15 protein-coding genes are annotated in these 15710 nt (G+C 70.7%); 12 read left to right on the top strand and 3 right to left on the bottom strand.

Annotated features, from left to right (window positions below):
• Positions 1-27: 27 nt before the first annotated feature.
• The 4 genes from OHO27_RS36790 (at position 28) to OHO27_RS36775 (ending at position 3798) form a co-directional block, all read left to right on the top strand.
• The gene (locus OHO27_RS36790; RefSeq protein ID WP_328429257.1) at positions 28-1566 is read left to right on the top strand and encodes an ATP-dependent DNA ligase; all 1539 of its coding nucleotides are present in this window, start codon (positions 28-30) and stop codon (positions 1564-1566) included.
• A 16-nt stretch (positions 1567-1582) separates the two neighbouring features.
• Positions 1583-2065, top strand: a complete 483-nt coding sequence (locus OHO27_RS36785; RefSeq protein WP_328429256.1) for an NUDIX domain-containing protein — start codon at positions 1583-1585, stop codon at positions 2063-2065.
• Positions 2066-2141: 76 nt separating this feature from the next.
• Positions 2142-3536, top strand: a complete 1395-nt coding sequence (locus OHO27_RS36780) for an NADP-dependent succinic semialdehyde dehydrogenase (protein WP_328429255.1) — start codon at positions 2142-2144, stop codon at positions 3534-3536.
• Between the two features lie 25 nt (positions 3537-3561).
• Positions 3562-3798, top strand: coding sequence for a DUF6213 family protein (locus tag OHO27_RS36775; RefSeq protein ID WP_328429254.1), 237 nt, complete (start codon positions 3562-3564; stop codon positions 3796-3798).
• A gap of 48 nt (positions 3799-3846) precedes the next feature.
• On the opposite strand, the gene OHO27_RS36770 is transcribed toward OHO27_RS36775, so the two are convergent.
• On the bottom strand, positions 3847-5076 hold the full coding sequence (locus tag OHO27_RS36770; RefSeq protein WP_328429253.1) for an acyl-CoA dehydrogenase family protein: 1230 nt from the start codon (positions 5074-5076) through the stop codon (positions 3847-3849).
• 180 nt (positions 5077-5256) lie between these two features.
• On the opposite strand from OHO27_RS36770, the gene OHO27_RS36765 reads away from it, so the two are divergent.
• Positions 5257-5901, top strand: coding sequence for a TetR family transcriptional regulator (locus tag OHO27_RS36765; RefSeq protein ID WP_328429252.1), 645 nt, complete (start codon positions 5257-5259; stop codon positions 5899-5901).
• A 6-nt stretch (positions 5902-5907) separates the two neighbouring features.
• Here OHO27_RS36765 and def read toward each other — a convergent pair whose 3' ends face one another.
• On the bottom strand, positions 5908-6462 hold the full coding sequence (gene def, locus OHO27_RS36760) for a peptide deformylase (RefSeq protein ID WP_328429251.1): 555 nt from the start codon (positions 6460-6462) through the stop codon (positions 5908-5910).
• A gap of 111 nt (positions 6463-6573) precedes the next feature.
• Here def and OHO27_RS36755 point away from each other — a divergent pair, with 111 nt between their 5' ends.
• The 7 genes from OHO27_RS36755 (at position 6574) to OHO27_RS36725 (ending at position 14490) form a co-directional block, all read left to right on the top strand.
• A complete protein-coding gene (locus tag OHO27_RS36755) occupies positions 6574-7812 on the top strand; it encodes a MurT ligase domain-containing protein (RefSeq protein ID WP_328429250.1) in 1239 nt (412 codons plus the stop codon).
• 23 nt (positions 7813-7835) lie between these two features.
• Positions 7836-8564, top strand: coding sequence for a type 1 glutamine amidotransferase (locus OHO27_RS36750; protein WP_328429249.1), 729 nt, complete (start codon positions 7836-7838; stop codon positions 8562-8564).
• Positions 8565-8764: 200 nt separating this feature from the next.
• Positions 8765-9790, top strand: coding sequence for a 6-phosphofructokinase (locus tag OHO27_RS36745; protein WP_328429248.1), 1026 nt, complete (start codon positions 8765-8767; stop codon positions 9788-9790).
• A 109-nt stretch (positions 9791-9899) separates the two neighbouring features.
• Positions 9900-10850: a cytochrome c oxidase assembly protein gene (locus tag OHO27_RS36740; protein ID WP_328429247.1), complete on the top strand. Its 951-nt coding sequence runs from the start codon at positions 9900-9902 to the stop codon at positions 10848-10850.
• Between the two features lie 67 nt (positions 10851-10917).
• The gene (locus tag OHO27_RS36735) at positions 10918-12372 is read left to right on the top strand and encodes a PASTA domain-containing protein (RefSeq protein ID WP_328429246.1); all 1455 of its coding nucleotides are present in this window, start codon (positions 10918-10920) and stop codon (positions 12370-12372) included.
• A 39-nt stretch (positions 12373-12411) separates the two neighbouring features.
• Positions 12412-14307, top strand: coding sequence for a serine/threonine-protein kinase (locus OHO27_RS36730; RefSeq protein WP_328429245.1), 1896 nt, complete (start codon positions 12412-12414; stop codon positions 14305-14307).
• A 12-nt stretch (positions 14308-14319) separates the two neighbouring features.
• Positions 14320-14490, top strand: coding sequence for a hypothetical protein (locus tag OHO27_RS36725; RefSeq protein ID WP_328429244.1), 171 nt, complete (start codon positions 14320-14322; stop codon positions 14488-14490).
• Between the two features lie 3 nt (positions 14491-14493).
• Here the strand turns inward: OHO27_RS36725 and OHO27_RS36720 are convergent, their stop codons facing one another.
• Positions 14494-15708, bottom strand: a complete 1215-nt coding sequence (locus OHO27_RS36720; protein ID WP_328429243.1) for a sensor histidine kinase — start codon at positions 15706-15708, stop codon at positions 14494-14496.
• Between the last annotated feature and the right edge of the window lie 2 nt (positions 15709-15710).

Below are 15710 nucleotides of genomic sequence, written 5' to 3'. Positions count from 1 at the left end.
CGGCCGCCTCCGTTGCACCATGGCTGCATGCTGCTGACCCGGCTGGCCCAGGTGTCCCAGGAGGTCGCCGCGACCTCGGCGCGGTCCCGGAAGATCGCTCTGCTCGCGGAGCTGTTCCGGGACGCCGAGGCGGACGACGTACCGATCGTCATCCCGTATCTGGCGGGACGGCTGCCGCAGGGGCGGCTCGGCATCGGCTGGAAGGTGCTGAGCCGGCCGGTCGCCCCGGCCGCCGAGCCGACGCTCACGGTGCGCGAGGTGGACGCCCGGCTGACCGGGCTCGGCAAGGTCTCCGGCACCGGCTCGCAGGCCGAACGGGCCCGTATGGTCGGCGAGTTGATGGGCGCTGCCACCGAGCACGAGCAGCGCTTCCTGTTCGGGCTGATCACGGGCGAGGTGCGGCAGGGCGCGCTGGATGCCGTCGCGGTGGAGGGGCTGGCGCAGGCGACCGAGGCGCCTTCTTCGGACGTGCGGCGGGCGGTGATGCTCGCCGGGTCGCTGCAGACGGTGGCCGAGGCCCTGCTCGCGGACGGACCCGCCGCCCTCGAACGCTTCCGGCTCACCGTCGGCCGCCCGGTCCTGCCGATGCTGGCGCACAGCGCCTCCTCGGTGGCCGAGGCGGTCGACAAGCTCGGCGCCTGCGTGGTCGAGGAGAAGCTGGACGGCATCCGCGTGCAAGTGCACCGGGACGGCGACGCCGTACGGATCTACACCCGCACCCTGGACGACATCACCGACCGGCTTCCCGAACTGACGTCGACCGCACGGGGGTTGAGAGGCGACCGCTTCATCCTGGACGGTGAGGTCATCGCCTTCGACGACGGGGGCCGCCCCCGTTCCTTCCAGGAGACCGCCGGCCGCGTCGGCTCCCGCGTGGACGTGGCGACGGCGGCCAGGGAGGTCCCCGTCTCCCCCGTCTTCTTCGACGCGCTGTCCGTCGACGACCGCGACCTGCTCGACCTGCCCTTCGCGGAACGGCACACGGAACTGGCCCGGCTGGTCCCCGAGCCGATGCGCGTGCGCCGCAGCCCGGTGTCCGGGCCCGAGGACCTCGCTCGGGCCGAGGACTTCCTCGCCGAGACCCTGAAGCGCGGCCACGAGGGCGTCGTCGTCAAGGCGCTCGACGCGCCCTACAGCGCGGGCCGTCGCGGCGCCTCATGGCTGAAGGTCAAGCCCGTGCACACCCTGGACCTGGTGGTACTGGCCGCCGAATGGGGCCACGGCCGCAGGACCGGCAAGCTCTCCAACCTCCACCTGGGCGCCCGCACGGCGGACGGATCCTTCACCATGCTCGGTAAGACCTTCAAGGGCATGACCGACACGATGCTGACCTGGCAGACCGAGCGGCTCCAGGAACTCGCCGTGGAACACCAGGGCTGGGGGGTGACCGTACGCCCCGAACTGGTCGTCGAGATCGCCTACGACGGCCTGCAGCGCTCCACCCGCTACCCGGCCGCCGTGACACTCCGCTTCGCGCGCGTGGTCCGCTACCGCGAGGACAAGCGGCCCGAGGAGGCCGACACGGTCGAGACCCTGCTCGCCGCCCACCCGGACGTGAAGCTGTGACCGCGGAGGTGAAGCCGTGACACCGTCCGGCGAGAAGCGCGAGAAGCGCAGCGCGGGCCTGCTGCTGTTCCGCCACACCGATGACGGTCTGGAAGTGTTGCTCGGCCATATGGGCGGCCCGTTCTTCGCCAAGCGAGACGCCGGGGCGTGGACGGTCCCCAAAGGCGAGTACGACCCCGACGAGCCCGCCTGGGACGCGGCCCGGCGCGAGTTCCAGGAGGAGCTGGGGCTGGCGCCGCCCGACGGTGAGGCCGTACCCCTCGGCGAGGTGAAGCAGTCGGGCGGAAAGATCGTCACGGTGTGGGCCGTCGAGGCGGACCTCGACCCGGCGACGGTCGTCCCCGGCACGTTCGTGATGGAGTGGCCGCCGCGCTCGGGACGGACCCAGGAGTTCCCGGAGCTCGACCGGGTGGCATGGCTGGGCGTCGACCGGGCGCGCGAGGTCATCGTGAAGGCCCAGGCCGCGTTTCTCGACCGGCTGGCGGAGCACTCGGCCTGAGCGGCCGTACACGCGTTGCGGTAGCCACCGCCGCGCGGGAAGGTCGAAGCATCAGCCCGCTCCCAGGAGGTCGGTCATGCCCATCGCGACGGTGAACCCGGCGAACGGCGAGACGCTCAAGACGTACGAGGCCATGGGCGCAGAGGAGATCGAGCGCAGGCTCCAGCTCGCCGAGGCCACGTTCCGCACGTACCGGACGACCAGCTTCGCCGACCGGGCTCGCCTGCTGGTCCAGGCCGCGAGTCTCCTGGAGGAGGACCAGGACGACATCGCCCGGACGATGACCACCGAGATGGGCAAGCCCATCAAGCAGTCGCGTGCGGAGGTCGCCAAGTGCGCCAAGGCGATGCGCTGGTACGCCGACCGTGCCGAGGAACTGCTCGCCGACGAGGAGCCGCCGGACTCCGACGTCAAGGACTCGGGCGCCTCGCGGGTCCGGGTCCGCTACCGGCCGCTGGGTCCGGTGCTCGCGGTGATGCCGTGGAACTTCCCGCTCTGGCAGGTGATCCGCTTCGCGGCCCCGGCACTGATGGCGGGCAACGTCGGCCTCCTCAAGCACGCCTCGAACGTCCCCCAGACCGCCCTCTACCTGGAGGACCTGTTCCACCGCGCGGGCTACACGGAGGGCTGCTTCCAGACGCTGCTCGTCGGCTCCGGACAGGTCGACGAGATCCTGCGCGACGAGCGCGTCAGGGCGGCCACCCTCACCGGCAGCGAGCCGGCCGGCCGCGCGGTCGCCGCCACCGCCGGGGAGATGGTCAAGAAGACGGTGCTGGAACTGGGCGGCAGCGACCCGTACGTCGTGATGCCGTCGGCCGACGTCGACCGTGCCGCGCAGATCGCGGTGACCGCGCGCGTGCAGAACACCGGGCAGTCGTGCATCGCCGCCAAGCGGTTCATCGTGCACACGGACGTCTACGAGGCGTTCGCCGAGCGGTTCGTGGAGGGCATGAAGGCGCTGGTGGTCGGCGACCCGACGCAGGAGGAGACGGACGTCGGCCCGCTGTCCAGCGAACGGGGCCGGGACGACCTGGAGGAGCTCGTCGACGACGCCCGGCGCAGCGGAGCGGCCGTGCTGTGCGGCGGCCACCAGCTCCGGCGGCCCGAACTGCCCGGCTGGTACTACGCGCCCACCGTGCTCGCCGGCATCACCCGCGAGATGCGGATCCACCGCGAGGAGGCGTTCGGGCCGGTCGCCACGCTGTACCGGGCCGACGACCTGGACGAGGCGGTACTGATCGCCAACGACTCACCCTTCGGACTGAGTTCGAACGTGTGGACGCGCGACGAGGCCGAGGTCGACCGGTTCGTACGGGATCTGGAGGCCGGAAGCGTGTACGTCAACGGGATGACGGCGTCCCATCCGGCGTTCCCGTTCGGCGGAGTGAAGCGGTCCGGATACGGGCGTGAGCTGTCCGGGCACGGAATCCGCGAGTTCTGCAACATCACCACGGTTTGGCAGGGTGCGTGAGCGCCGCGCGACTACGATCCCGGGTGTGAACCGCGAAGTTACTCTGCCGCTGATCGTCGATGACCGCGGGACCTTGCAGGTGGCTGCCTCCGATGTGAGCAAGCTGCTGCGCACGGTGGGGGGTCGGTGGCTGCACCTTGTCGAGGCCGGGGAGGACGGGCTCGACGAGGACACGGTGGCTGCGCTGACCATCGAGCTGGCGAAGCTCGCGGACCGCATCGATGTGGCGTGCATCGCGCACAGCAGCGGCACCGCACCGTAGAAGAGCGCCGCAGGGCGCGAGGGCGCCCTGCGGCAGACCTCTGCGGCGCTACCGGATCGACATGCCCGACAGCGTACGGGCGATCACCAGCCGCTGAATCTCGCTCGTGCCCTCGAAGATCGTGTAGATCGCGCTGTCCCGGTGCATCCGCTCCACCGGGTACTCCCGGGTGTAGCCGTTGCCCCCGAGGATCTGTATCGCCTGAGCCGTGACCTTCTTCGACGTCTCACTCGCGAACAGCTTCGACATCGACCCCTCGGCCGCCGTGAACGGCTTCCCGTTGACCGCCATCCAGGAGGCACGCCACACCAGCAGCCGCGCGGCATCGATCTGCGTCGCCATCTCGGCCAGCTGGAAGGCCACACCCTGGTTGTCGATGATCGGCCGCCCGAACTGCTCCCGCGTCATCGCGTAGTCGAGGGCGACCTCGTACGCGGCACGGGCGGTACCCACGGCCATCGCGCCGACGGCCGGCCGCGAGGCCTCGAACGTGGCCATCGCCGCGTTCTTCACCCGCTCGCCGCCGCCCGCCTTGGCCCGCTCACGGGCCCGCGCCAGCCGCTCGTCCAGCTTCTGCTTGCCGCCCAGCAGGCAGGAACCCGGCACCCGCACGTTGTCCAGGACGACCTCGGCGGTGTGCGAGGCACGGATGCCGTGCTTCTTGAACTTCTGGCCCTGGGCCAGGCCCGGCGTGTTCGGCGGGACGATGAAGGACGCGTGACCCTTGGAACCCAGGTCCGGGTCGACGACCGCGACGACCACGTGGACGTTGGCGATACCGCCGTTGGTCGCCCAGGTCTTCGTGCCGTTGATCACCCACTCGTCCTTGGCCTCGTCGTAGACGGCACGGGTGCGCATCGAGGCCACGTCGGAGCCGGCATCGGGCTCGGAGGAGCAGAACGCGGCAAGCTTGACATCGTTGGCATCGCCGTACATCTGGGGCACCCAGGTGCCGATCTGCTCCTCGGTGCCGTTCGCGAGGACGCCGACGGCGGCGAGGCCGGTGCCGACGATCGACAGGGCGATGCCCGCGTCACCCCAGAACAGCTCCTCCATCGCCATGGGGATGCCGAGACCGGTCTGGTCGAAGTACTGCTGGGCGTAGAAGTCGAGCGAGTAGATGCCGACCTTCGCGGCCTCCTGGATGACCGGCCAGGGAGTCTCCTCACGCTCGTCCCATTCGGCGGCCGCGGGGCGGATCACATCGGCCGCGAAGCCGTGCAGCCAGTCCCGGACCTCCTTCTGTTCGTCGTTGAGCTCCATGGTGAACTCGGCCATGTCCCCTCCAGCGGCGTACGTGCATGCTTGATGCTTGTTACTAGCGGTAACCTTAGTTTGTTACTCGTGGGTAGATAAAGTCAACCCGCCATGGCCGGTCGGCAGTCCGTTCGATGATTGCGGCTGGTTGAGTGTTAGTTTGCGCATGCGTCATCGATTCACCACGGGTGGGGAGAGCTCATGGACACCACACAGCGGACCGAGCAACAGCGGTCCGCCGACCGCCGTCGGCGCGAGCTGCTGGAGGCCGCCGACAGAGTGGTGCTTCGCGACGGCCCGCAGGCCTCGATGAACGCGATCGCGGCCGAGGCGGGGATCACGAAGCCGATTCTGTACCGGCACTTCGGTGACAAGGGCGGACTTTACGCGGCGTTGGCCATGAGACACACGGACGCCTTGCTCGACTCCCTGCGGGCGGCGCTGGACGCCCCCGCGGACCGGCGTGAGCGTGTCGAGGCCACGTTGGACACCTACCTCGCGGCGATCGAGGCGCGGCCTCAGGTGTACCGGTTCCTGATGCATCCGGCGGAGGGGGGCCAGCCGGGAGACCCTGGATTCGACGTCGGCAAGCACTCGGCGCCGCTGCTCCGCAGGATGGGCGAGGAACTGGCCACCGTCATCGAGGAGCGGCTGGATCTCGGGCCCGGGAGTCAGCAGCTGGCCCGGGTGTGGGGGCACGGGATCGTCGGCATGATGCATGCCGCGGGCGACTGGTGGCTCGGGGAACGACCCTGCTCGCGGGCGGAGTTGGTACGCAGTCTGGCCGATCTGTTGTGGGGACGGCTGGCTGCCGCCGGGGACAAGGTGGGCGGCCCCGGGTTCTGACGGTGCCTAGGCAGGCAGCGTCGGCCTGCGCCAAGGGGCTCGGGCCACCTGTCGCATCAGGCGTCTGCGGCGCCAGCCCGTTACGCGGTCCGCGTAGAGGCCGCCCTCCAAGTGGTCGTACTCGTGCTGCAGGCAGCGTGCGAAGAACCCCGTGCCGTGGATCGTCACCGGCTCCCCCGTCACCGTGAAACCCTCGACGACCGCATGGTCGTACCGCTCCGTGCCCGCTTCCAGGCCCGGCAGGGACAGGCAGCCCTCCGGCCCCCGCAGCACCACGCCGTCCGCCTCCACCAGCCGCGGGTTCACCACATGGCCCAGGTGCCGGACGTCCTCGTCGTCCGGGCAGTCGTAGACGAACACCCGCAGCGGCTCGCCGACCTGGTTCGCGGCGAGGCCCACGCCACGCGCCGCGTACATCGTCGCGAACAAGTCCTCCACCAGCGTCGCCAATTCGGGGCCGAAGTCGGTGACATCCTTGCAGGGTGCCTGCAGCACCGGGTCGCCGAGCACGGTGAGGGGACGGACGCGCCCGCGCGCGCCCGGAATGGAGCCGTTTCGCATGGCCGCAAGGGTACGGCGATTCGGGAGTGCGAATGGATCTCGATAGGCTGACCACCACCACGTTGCCGTCAGGCAGAGGCGCGGCGCGTACGCAAGGAGGATCGAGGACTGATGTCAGGCAACTCGGACCCGCTTTCGCCGCGGGCCAAGCTGGCCGTGACCGCGGGCAAGGCGGTCGCGGCGGCGTCGCGTGCCGCGGGGCGCGGCAGCGGTTCGGTGATCGGTGGCCGGGTGGCACTCAAGCTCGACCCCGACCTCCTCGCCCGGCTCGCGCAGAACCTGGACGTGGTCCTGGTGTCGGCGACCAACGGCAAGACCACGACCACCCGGCTCATCGCGGAGGCCCTGCGGGCCGCCGGGCCGGTCGTCTCCAACGCCCTCGGCGCCAACATGCCCGCCGGTATCACCTCGGCGCTCGCGGGCAGCTCGGAGGCTCGCTACGGCGTCATCGAGGTCGACGAGAAGTACCTCGCCGGGGTCGCCCGGGACACCGACCCCAAGTGCATCGCGCTCCTCAACCTCTCCCGCGACCAGCTGGACCGCGCCGCCGAGACCCGCATGCTCGCCGAGAACTGGCGCGAGGGGCTCGCCGGCTCGAAGGCCGTGATCATCGCCAACGCCGACGACCCGCTGGTCGTGTGGGCGGCCTCCTCGTCCCCGAACGTGATCTGGGTCGCCGCCGGACAGATGTGGAAGGACGACGCCTGGTCCTGCCCGTCGTGCGGCGGTGTGATGCAGCGGCCGGGCGACGACTGGTTCTGCGGTGAGTGCGGCTTCCGGCGTCCCACGCCGAGCTGGGCGCTGTCCGGTGATCACGTCCTCGACCCGCACGGGTCGGCCTGGCCCATTCACCTCCAGCTGCCCGGGCGCGCCAACAAGGCCAACGCCGCCTCGTCCGCCGCCGTGGCCGCCGTGTTCGGAGTGCCGCCGCAGGTCGCCCTGGAACGCATGTACCAGGTACAGGCCGTCGCCGGGCGCTACGACGTCGTGCAGTTCGAGGGCCGGGACCTGCGGCTGCTGCTCGCCAAGAACCCGGCCGGCTGGCTGGAGACGTTCTCCCTCATCGACCCGCCGCCGACCCCGGTGATCCTCTCCGTGAACGCGCGCGGCGCCGACGGCACCGACACCTCCTGGCTGTGGGACGTCGACTACACGCGGCTGACCGGGCACCCGATCTGCGTCGTCGGCGACCGCAGACTCGACCTCGCGGTGCGGCTGGAGGTCGCGAACCAGCAGTTCCAGGTCTGCGACACCCTCGACCAGGCCGTACAGCTGTGCCCGCCGGGCCGGATCGAGGTCATCGCGAACTACACCGCGTTCCAGGACCTGCGCCGCCGCGTCGGCAACTGAGCACGAGACTTCAGGGGACTTAAGTGAGCGACAACCAACTGCGGGTCGTCTGGATCTACCCGGACCTGCTCAGCACGTACGGCGACCAGGGCAACGTCCTCGTCGTGGAGCGCCGCGCGCGCCAGCGCGGCCTGGACGTGGCCCGTCTCGACGTGCGCAGCGACCAGCCGATCCCGACCTCCGGCGACATCTACCTGATCGGCGGCGGCGAGGACCGGCCGCAGCGGCTGGCGGCCGAGCGGCTGCGCCGGGACGGCGGTCTGCAACGGGCCGTCGAGAACGGCGCCATCGTGTTCTCGGTGTGCGCCGGCTACCAGATCCTCGGCCACGAGTTCATCAACGACCTCGGCCAGCGCGAGCCCGGTCTCGGCCTGATCGACGTGGTGTCCGTGCGCGGTGAAGGGGCCCGGTGCGTCGGTGACGTGCTCGGCGACATCGACCCGCGCCTCGGTCTGCCCCCGCTGACCGGCTTCGAGAACCACCAGGGCGTCACCCACCTCGGCCCCACCGCCCGCCCCCTCGCCAAGGTCCGCTTCGGCAACGGCAACGGCACGGGCGACGGAACGGAGGGTGCGTACAACGACACCGTCTTCGGTACGTACATGCACGGCCCGGTGCTCGCCCGGAACCCGTTGATCGCCGACCTGCTGCTGAAGCTCGCGCTCGACGTGAACGCGCTGCCGCCGACCGACGACCGCTGGTACGAGGCGCTCCGGGGCGAGCGCATCGCGGCCGCGCAGCAGCCCGCCTGAGGTCCGGGCACCGGCTCGTACACCTGGGTTCCAGGCTGCTGTCACCAGCCCGTCTGACGGTGCGTCCGCACAGGTGAGCGGGGTCGTCCAGCAGGCGGACGCAGGGTTCGGCCCCGCCCCCTGATGCCGCTAGGGTGGCGGGGATTCGAGCCGGACAACGTGGTCCGGTCCCGGCCCACGTTGAGAAGGTTTTTCGGGCTATGCGCATTGGTGTCCTCACGTCCGGCGGCGACTGCCCCGGCCTGAACGCCGTCATCCGGTCCGTCGTGCACCGCGCCGTCGTCGACCACGGCGACGAGGTCATCGGCTTCCGGGACGGCTGGAAGGGCCTTCTGGAGTGCGACTACCTCAAGCTCGACCTCGACGCGGTGAGCGGCATCCTGGCTCGCGGCGGCACGATTCTCGGCTCCTCCCGGGTCCAGCCCTCCCATCTGCGGGACGGCGTGGAGCGGGCGAAGGGCCATCTCGGGGAGCTCGGCCTCGACGCGATCATCCCGATCGGCGGCGAGGGCACACTGAAGGCGGCCCGGCTGATGTCGGACAGCGGCCTGCCCGTCGTGGGTGTGCCGAAGACCATCGACAACGACATCGCGGTCACGGACGTCACCTTCGGTTTCGACACGGCCGTGGGCGTTGCGACCGAGGCCCTGGACCGGCTCAAGACCACCGCCGAGTCCCACCAGCGGGTGCTCGTGGTCGAGGTCATGGGCCGGCACACCGGCTGGATCGCGCTGCACTCCGGCATGGCGGCCGGCGCGCACGCCATCGTCGTGCCGGAACGGCCCTTCGACATCGAGGAGTTGAGCCGGGTCGTCGGTGAGCGGTTCGAGGCGGGCAAGCGCTTCGCGATCGTCGTGGCGGCCGAGGGGGCCAAGCCGCGGCCCGGCTCCATGGAGTTCGACGAGGGCGGCAAGGACATCTACGGGCATGAGCGGTTCGCCGGGATCGCCCGTCAGCTGTCCATCGAGCTGGAGGGGCGCCTGGGCAAGGAGGCCCGGCCGGTGATCCTCGGGCATGTGCAGCGGGGTGGTACGCCCACCGCCTACGACCGGGTGCTCGCGACCCGGTTCGGGTGGCACGCGGTGGAGGCCGTGCACCGGGGTGAGTTCGGCAAGATGACCGCACTTCGCGGGACCGACATCGAGATGGTGTCCCTTGCGGAGGCCGTGCAGACGCTGAAGACCGTGCCGGAAAACCGGTACGAAGAGGCTGAGTGCGTGCTGTAGCTGCGGTTCGCCCCTGAACAGCTGCCCCCGGTCGCCATGCCGACCGGGGGCAGTTCTAGTCTGTGTGCGGACAGACTTGCACAACCCCCACGAAACAGGAGCCGGGCGGATGGATCACAGCGGGCACGGCATGATGATGGATCTGCCGCCGTTCACGCTGGAGCGGGGGCTCGCGTGGTCCGCGGACCCGTTCTTCCTCGTCGCCTGTCTGGTGGGGCTCGCGCTGTATGCGTGGGGTGTCGTGCGGCTCACGCGGCGTGGGGACAAGTGGCCCGTGGGACGGACCGTGTCGTACGTCGCCGGGGTGCTGTCCGTGATGCTCGTCATGTGCACCGGGCTGAATGACTACGGGATGGTCATGTTCAGCGTGCACATGGTGCAGCACATGGTGATCAGTATGTTGTCGCCGATTCTCCTCCTGCTCGGTGCGCCGATGACGTTGGCGTTGCGTGCGATGCCGCCGGCGGGGCGGGGGCGCAAGGGGCCGCGGGAGTTGCTGCTGGCCCTGCTGCACAGCCGGTACATGCGGATCATCACGCATCCGGCGTTCACCATTCCGCTGTTCATCGCCAGCCTCTACGCCCTGTACTTCACCCCGCTGTTCGACTTCCTGATGGGCTCCAAGCCGGGCCACATCGCGATGATGGTGCACTTCCTCGCCGTGGGTGTGGTGTTCTTCTGGCCGATCATCGGCCTGGATCCCGGTCCGCATCGGCCGGGGTATCTGATGCGGATGCTGGAGTTGTTCGCGGGAATGCCGTTCCACGCGTTCTTCGGCATCGCCTTGATGATGGCGTCGGAGCCGATGGTCGAGACGTTCAAGAACCCGCCCGCCTCACTCGGCATCGACGCGCTCTCCGACCAGAACGCGGCCGGCGGCATCGCCTGGGCGTTCAGTGAGATTCCGTCCGTACTCGTGCTGATCGCGCTGCTGTTCCAGTGGTACGGCTCCGAGCAGCGGCAGGCCAAGCGCAAGGACCGGGCCGCCGACCGCGACGGCGACAAGGAACTTGAGGCGTACAACGCCTATTTGGCCTCATTGAACGCACGCGGGAACTGAGGAAACCGAAAGGCTTCGCCTTTCAGTAGCATGAAGCGCGTCGGGGGAACCGCCGGGGGGAGCGGTAATGGCGTTTCGCGTTTTCGTGCACAGGTCCGAATTAGCGGTGATTCGGAGGATCGCAGTCCTGTTGGTCTTCGTTCTGGCGCTCAGTGGGTGCGACCGGAACACACCGTTGTCCGTGGTGAAAGCGGTGGCCGCGGGAGTTCCGTCGCTCGCGCCCTTCTTCGATGAGAACCAGGGGCTGGGGCGGGACGCGCAGGTACGGGCGCAGACGGCGCACGGAGGTCTGCAGCGGGGTGACACTCCTGGTCTGTACGGGGGGTCGAAGCAGCCGACGATCTGCGACGTCGCACGGCTGAAGGAGTCCCTGACCGACCCGGCCAATGAGCGCAAGGCACAGGCCTGGGCAGCCGCGCTCTCCCTCACGACGGCGGAGATTCCGGACTATCTCGGCCGCCTCACACCCGTACTCCTGCGTCACGACACTCTCGTGAAGAACCACGACTACAAAAAGGGGAATGCTGTCCCCTTCAACGCGCTGCTTCAGACGGGAATCGCGATTCTCGTCGACGAGCGGGGTCTTCCCGCGGTGAAGTGCTCGTGCGGAAATCCGCTGCGGCCCTTCGAGGGTGACACGACGCGGATAAAGGTCGAGTTCGACGACCGCAACGAGGAGTGGAAGGGCTACGAGAAGTCGTCCGTGGTGGCCGTGCGGCCCGCGACGCGGGAAGTAGAGGAGCTCGCTCTCGTCGACGTCCATGAACCCGCCCGGGGCGTCAACCGTCCCGTCGGCACCACGGGCGAGGACGACACGGCGTTCGACACGCGGGAGCGGCGTGCGGTGCCCGACCTCGCCGGGACGACGTTCGGGCAGGCGAGCCGACGGCTGGCCGGGACGGGGCTGGCGGCAGCCTTCGCCGGCGGAGGGCTGCCGCCCGACAACGCCCGTGTCACGGCGTCGGATCCGCCGGCCGGGACGGAGCTGCGGTTCGGGGAGTACGTGACGTTGAGCGTGGCCGGAGGGGCGACGTCCGGGGGCTCGTCGAGTGGGACGTCCACTCCCCCGCAGTCGGGGTCGGGGACGGGGTCGGCGCCCGGCTCGTCCGGGTCGACGCGGGATCCTTCGGGCTCCACGCCATCGACGTCCTCGTGGTCCCCGTCGTCCCCGTCCTCATCGTCCACGTCCTCGTCGTCCACGTCACCGCCGTCCGGCTCGGCCCCACCGCCGTCGTCCTCCGGATCCGGCAGCTCCGGACCGAGCAGCCCGGGTCCCACCAGCGGGCCCCCGTCCTCGGGTCCGCCGTCCTCCGCGGCGCCGCCCTCGTCCGATCCGCCGCCCAGCTCGGCGAAGCCCCCGACACCCAAGGACCCCACGTCCAGCTCGCCACCCCCGCCCACGGCCGGCTCACCTCCCCCGGCCAGCGCCCCGGTCACCAGCAGCGCGCCGCCGCCCGAGACCAGCCGGCCCGCGACGAGCGTCCCGTCCACCGGCGGGCCCACCGCGAGCACGACCGCCTGACAACCACGCAGCGCACCCGCAGAAGCCGGGAGTCACCGGATGTTTTCAGGATCATCGACGTCGGGAGTGGGCCGGGTCGTCGCCGGCCGCTATCTGCTGCTGAACCGCCTCGGCAGCGGCGGCATGGGCCATGTCTGGCTCGCCCACGACCGGAGACTCGCCTGCGAGGTCGCGCTGAAGGAGATCGTGTTCCGGGATCCGGTCGAGGCCGAAGAGCGCGAGGCCCGGGTGGCCCGTGCCCGTACGGAGGCCCGGCACGCGGCGGGGCTGCGTGGGCATCCGCATGTGGTGACCGTGCATGACGTGCTGGAGCACGAGGGGCTGCCGTGGATCGTCATGGAGTACGTGACGGGCGCCGTCGATCTGCGGGACCTCATCGATCAGCGCGGCCCGCTGGCGCCCGCGGAGTGCGCCCGCATCGGGCTCGCCGTGCTCGACGCGCTGACGGCCGGACACGAGCGGGGCGTCATGCACCGGGACGTGAAACCGGCGAACATCCTGCTGGCTCCGGACCGCACCGGGGCGCCGTACGGGCGGGTGCTGCTCACGGACTACGGCATCTCGGTGCAGCCGGACGCAGGTGAGACGCGGTACACGCTGGCGTCGGTGCTGGTGGGCACGGCGGGCTATCTGGCGCCGGAGCGGGTCACGGGCGGGGCGCCGACGCCGGCGACCGATCTGTTCTCGCTGGGCTGCACGCTGTACCACGCGGTCGAGGGCCGGGGGCCCTTCGATCGCGATTCGCATCTGGCCCAGGTCACCGCGGTGGTCATGGAGGAGCCCCCGCCGGCCACGCGGGCCGGGGCGCTGGGGCCCGTCCTGCGGGCGTTGCTGGAGAAGGACCCGGCACTGCGGCTGTCCGCAGTGGAGGCGGAGGCGGCGCTGTCGCGGATAGTCGCTCCGGAGGTGGACGCCTACGCGCGGACCCGGACCGACCTGGGTTCGCAGCCGCACTGGGGCGGCGCGCCGCCGGGGCACACGCCCGACGCGGCGCGCTTCGGCTCCCTGCCCGTGTCCGAGCGCCCCGGCGGTGCTCCGGGCTTCGGTCCCGCGTCCGGTGCGCACGGCGGTCCGCAGGCCATCGGTCCCGGTCCTGGTGCCGTAGGGCAGCGCCGAACCCGTCCCCGCATCCTCCACGCGGTCCTCGGCGGCATCCTCGGGCTGGTGCTCGCGGGGGCGGGCGTCTGGTACGCCATGGCGCAGTCGCCGGACACCAAGCGGACCGCGCGGCCGTACGGCGACAGCGTCGGACTCGGCAGTGCGCTGAAGGACGGTGACTGCGTGCTCGCCGACTGGCCCGGCACGGCCCCTTTCCGGGGCACGCCCCGGCTGAGTCTTGACCCCAGTTGCCGGGAGAAGGTGCCCGACGGGCAGGTGATGGCGTTCGTCGGTGCCGCGTCCGCCGCAGAGGCACGGGAGAAGGGGCCGGAGGCGTGCGAGGAGCGGACGGAGGTCGTCCGCGGGAGCCTTGCGGACGTCCGCAGCTTCGCCGTCGTACCGACCGAGGCGGGGTTCGAGGCGGCCGGGCGGCGCACCGCCTGTCTGGTGCTGGGCGCGCACGGGCCGGTGTACGGGCCGCTGGGCGGGCATCGGAAGCCGGGGTCGGCGTTCGCCGACACCGCGACCATGCAGCGGCGGGACTGTCTGGACGTGCGCTCCCACCGGGACGCCCGCCTGGTGTCCTGCGCGGTTCCGCACGACGAGCAGGTGCTCGGGTTCACCCGACTGGGCGCCGACGTCACACTGACCGAGGCACGCACCGAGTCGGACGCGGCGTGCGCCCGCCAGGTGCCGCCGCGCGACTACGGCTTCGATCCTTCCGTCTACACGGCGGGCTCCTGGACGAGCGAGGGTGCCTGGAAGACGGGCACTCATTTCGTCGTGTGCACCGTCAGGAAGCAGAACGGGGGCACCATGGAGGGGGACGAAGCCTAGGAGGGTGTTGCGATGCCCGGTTCTACGGACGGTTCTACCAAGGCGATGGGGGTGGTCACCGTCGGCGGACTCGTCGTGGTGACCGCCTACACGGTGGCGCTCGGGAGCAATGGCTGGCTGTGGTTCGGGTGGGTGGTGCTGGGGCTGATCACGCTGGGGATGGTGGCAAGCCGCGGCAGCTGAGCCTCACTCCCGGGTGAGCCGCCCCGCGGAGTGCACGCCCGGCTGGTACTTCGGCAGCCGGGCGGTGATCTTCATGCCCGCTCCCGGGGCGGTCTCGATGACGAGCCCGTAGGCGTCGCCGTACACCTGCCGTAGACGGTCGTCGACATTGGACAGCCCGATACCGCCCGACGGGCTGACCTCGCCGGCGAGGATGCGGCGCAGCAGGACGGGGTCCATTCCGGCGCCGTCGTCCTCGATGACGACGAGGGCTTCGGCGCCGGCGTCCTGTGCGGTGATGCTGATGTGGCTCTTGCCCGCGGAAGCCGCCTTGCCCTCCAGGCCGTGCTTCACGGCGTTCTCGACGAGCGGCTGGAGGCAGAGGAAGGGCAGGGCCACCGGCAGCACCTCGGGGGCAATCTGCAGGGTGACCGACAGGCGGTCGCCGAAGCGTGCCCGCACGAGCGCCAAGTAGTGGTCGATGGCGTGGAGTTCCTCGGCGAGGGTGGTGAAGTCGCCGTGCCTGCGGAAGGAGTAGCGGGTGAAGTCGGCGAATTCCAGGAGCAGTTCGCGGGCGCGTTCGGGGTCGGTGCGGACGAAGCTGGCGATCACCGCGAGCGAGTTGAAGATGAAGTGCGGGGAGATCTGCGCGCGCAGGGCCTTGATCTCGGCCTCGATCAGGCGGGTGCGGGACTGGTCGAGGTCGGCCAGCTCCAGCTGGACCGAGACCCAGCGGGCCACCTCGCCCGCCGCGCGCACCAGCACGGCCGACTCCCGGGGCGCGCAGGCGACGAGGGCGCCGTGGACCCGGTCGTCGACGGTGAGCGGGGCGACCACCGCCCAGCGCACCGGGCAGTCGGGAGTGTCGCAGGTGAGCGGGAAGGCCTCGCCGCGGCCCGACTCCAGGGGACCGGCGAGGAGTTCCATGATCTCCGTACGGTGATGGCCGCCGACCCCGTCCCAGACCAGGACGTCCTTCTGGTCCGTCAGGCACAGCGCGTCCGTGCCGAGCAGTGAGCGGAGCCTGCGGGCCGACTTGCGGGCGGTCTCCTCGGTGAGTCCGGCGCGCAGCGGGGGTGCGGCGAGGGAGGCGGTGTGCAGTGTCTCGAAGGTGGCGTGCTCGACTGGGGTGCCGAGGCCGCCGGAGTTCTCGGGACGGGCGGTGCGCCGTCCGAGCCAGAAGCCTGCGGCGAGCAGCGGGAGGATGGCCACGCACAGGCCCGCGATGAACCCGCTCATGT

The organism is Streptomyces sp. NBC_00443 (assembly GCF_036014175.1).
Lineage (GTDB): Bacteria > Actinomycetota > Actinomycetes > Streptomycetales > Streptomycetaceae > Streptomyces.
The sequence above is the reverse complement of the archived record's forward strand: the minus strand, read 5'-3'. Positions and strand labels throughout refer to the sequence as shown.

Coding starts and splice junctions, on each gene's coding strand:
- OHO27_RS36790 (WP_328429257.1), top strand. CDS start 28: ATGCTGCTGACCCGGCTGGCCCAGGTGTCCCAGGAGGTCGCCGCGACC.
- OHO27_RS36780 (WP_328429255.1), top strand. CDS start 2,142: ATGCCCATCGCGACGGTGAACCCGGCGAACGGCGAGACGCTCAAGACG.
- OHO27_RS36770 (WP_328429253.1), bottom strand. CDS start 5,076: ATGGCCGAGTTCACCATGGAGCTCAACGACGAACAGAAGGAGGTCCGG.
- OHO27_RS36765 (WP_328429252.1), top strand. CDS start 5,257: ATGGACACCACACAGCGGACCGAGCAACAGCGGTCCGCCGACCGCCGT.
- def (WP_328429251.1), bottom strand. CDS start 6,462: ATGCGAAACGGCTCCATTCCGGGCGCGCGCGGGCGCGTCCGTCCCCTC.
- OHO27_RS36755 (WP_328429250.1), top strand. CDS start 6,574: ATGTCAGGCAACTCGGACCCGCTTTCGCCGCGGGCCAAGCTGGCCGTG.
- OHO27_RS36745 (WP_328429248.1), top strand. CDS start 8,765: ATGCGCATTGGTGTCCTCACGTCCGGCGGCGACTGCCCCGGCCTGAAC.
- OHO27_RS36740 (WP_328429247.1), top strand. CDS start 9,900: ATGGATCACAGCGGGCACGGCATGATGATGGATCTGCCGCCGTTCACG.
- OHO27_RS36735 (WP_328429246.1), top strand. CDS start 10,918: ATGGCGTTTCGCGTTTTCGTGCACAGGTCCGAATTAGCGGTGATTCGG.
- OHO27_RS36730 (WP_328429245.1), top strand. CDS start 12,412: ATGTTTTCAGGATCATCGACGTCGGGAGTGGGCCGGGTCGTCGCCGGC.
- OHO27_RS36725 (WP_328429244.1), top strand. CDS start 14,320: ATGCCCGGTTCTACGGACGGTTCTACCAAGGCGATGGGGGTGGTCACC.
- OHO27_RS36720 (WP_328429243.1), bottom strand. CDS start 15,708: ATGAGCGGGTTCATCGCGGGCCTGTGCGTGGCCATCCTCCCGCTGCTC.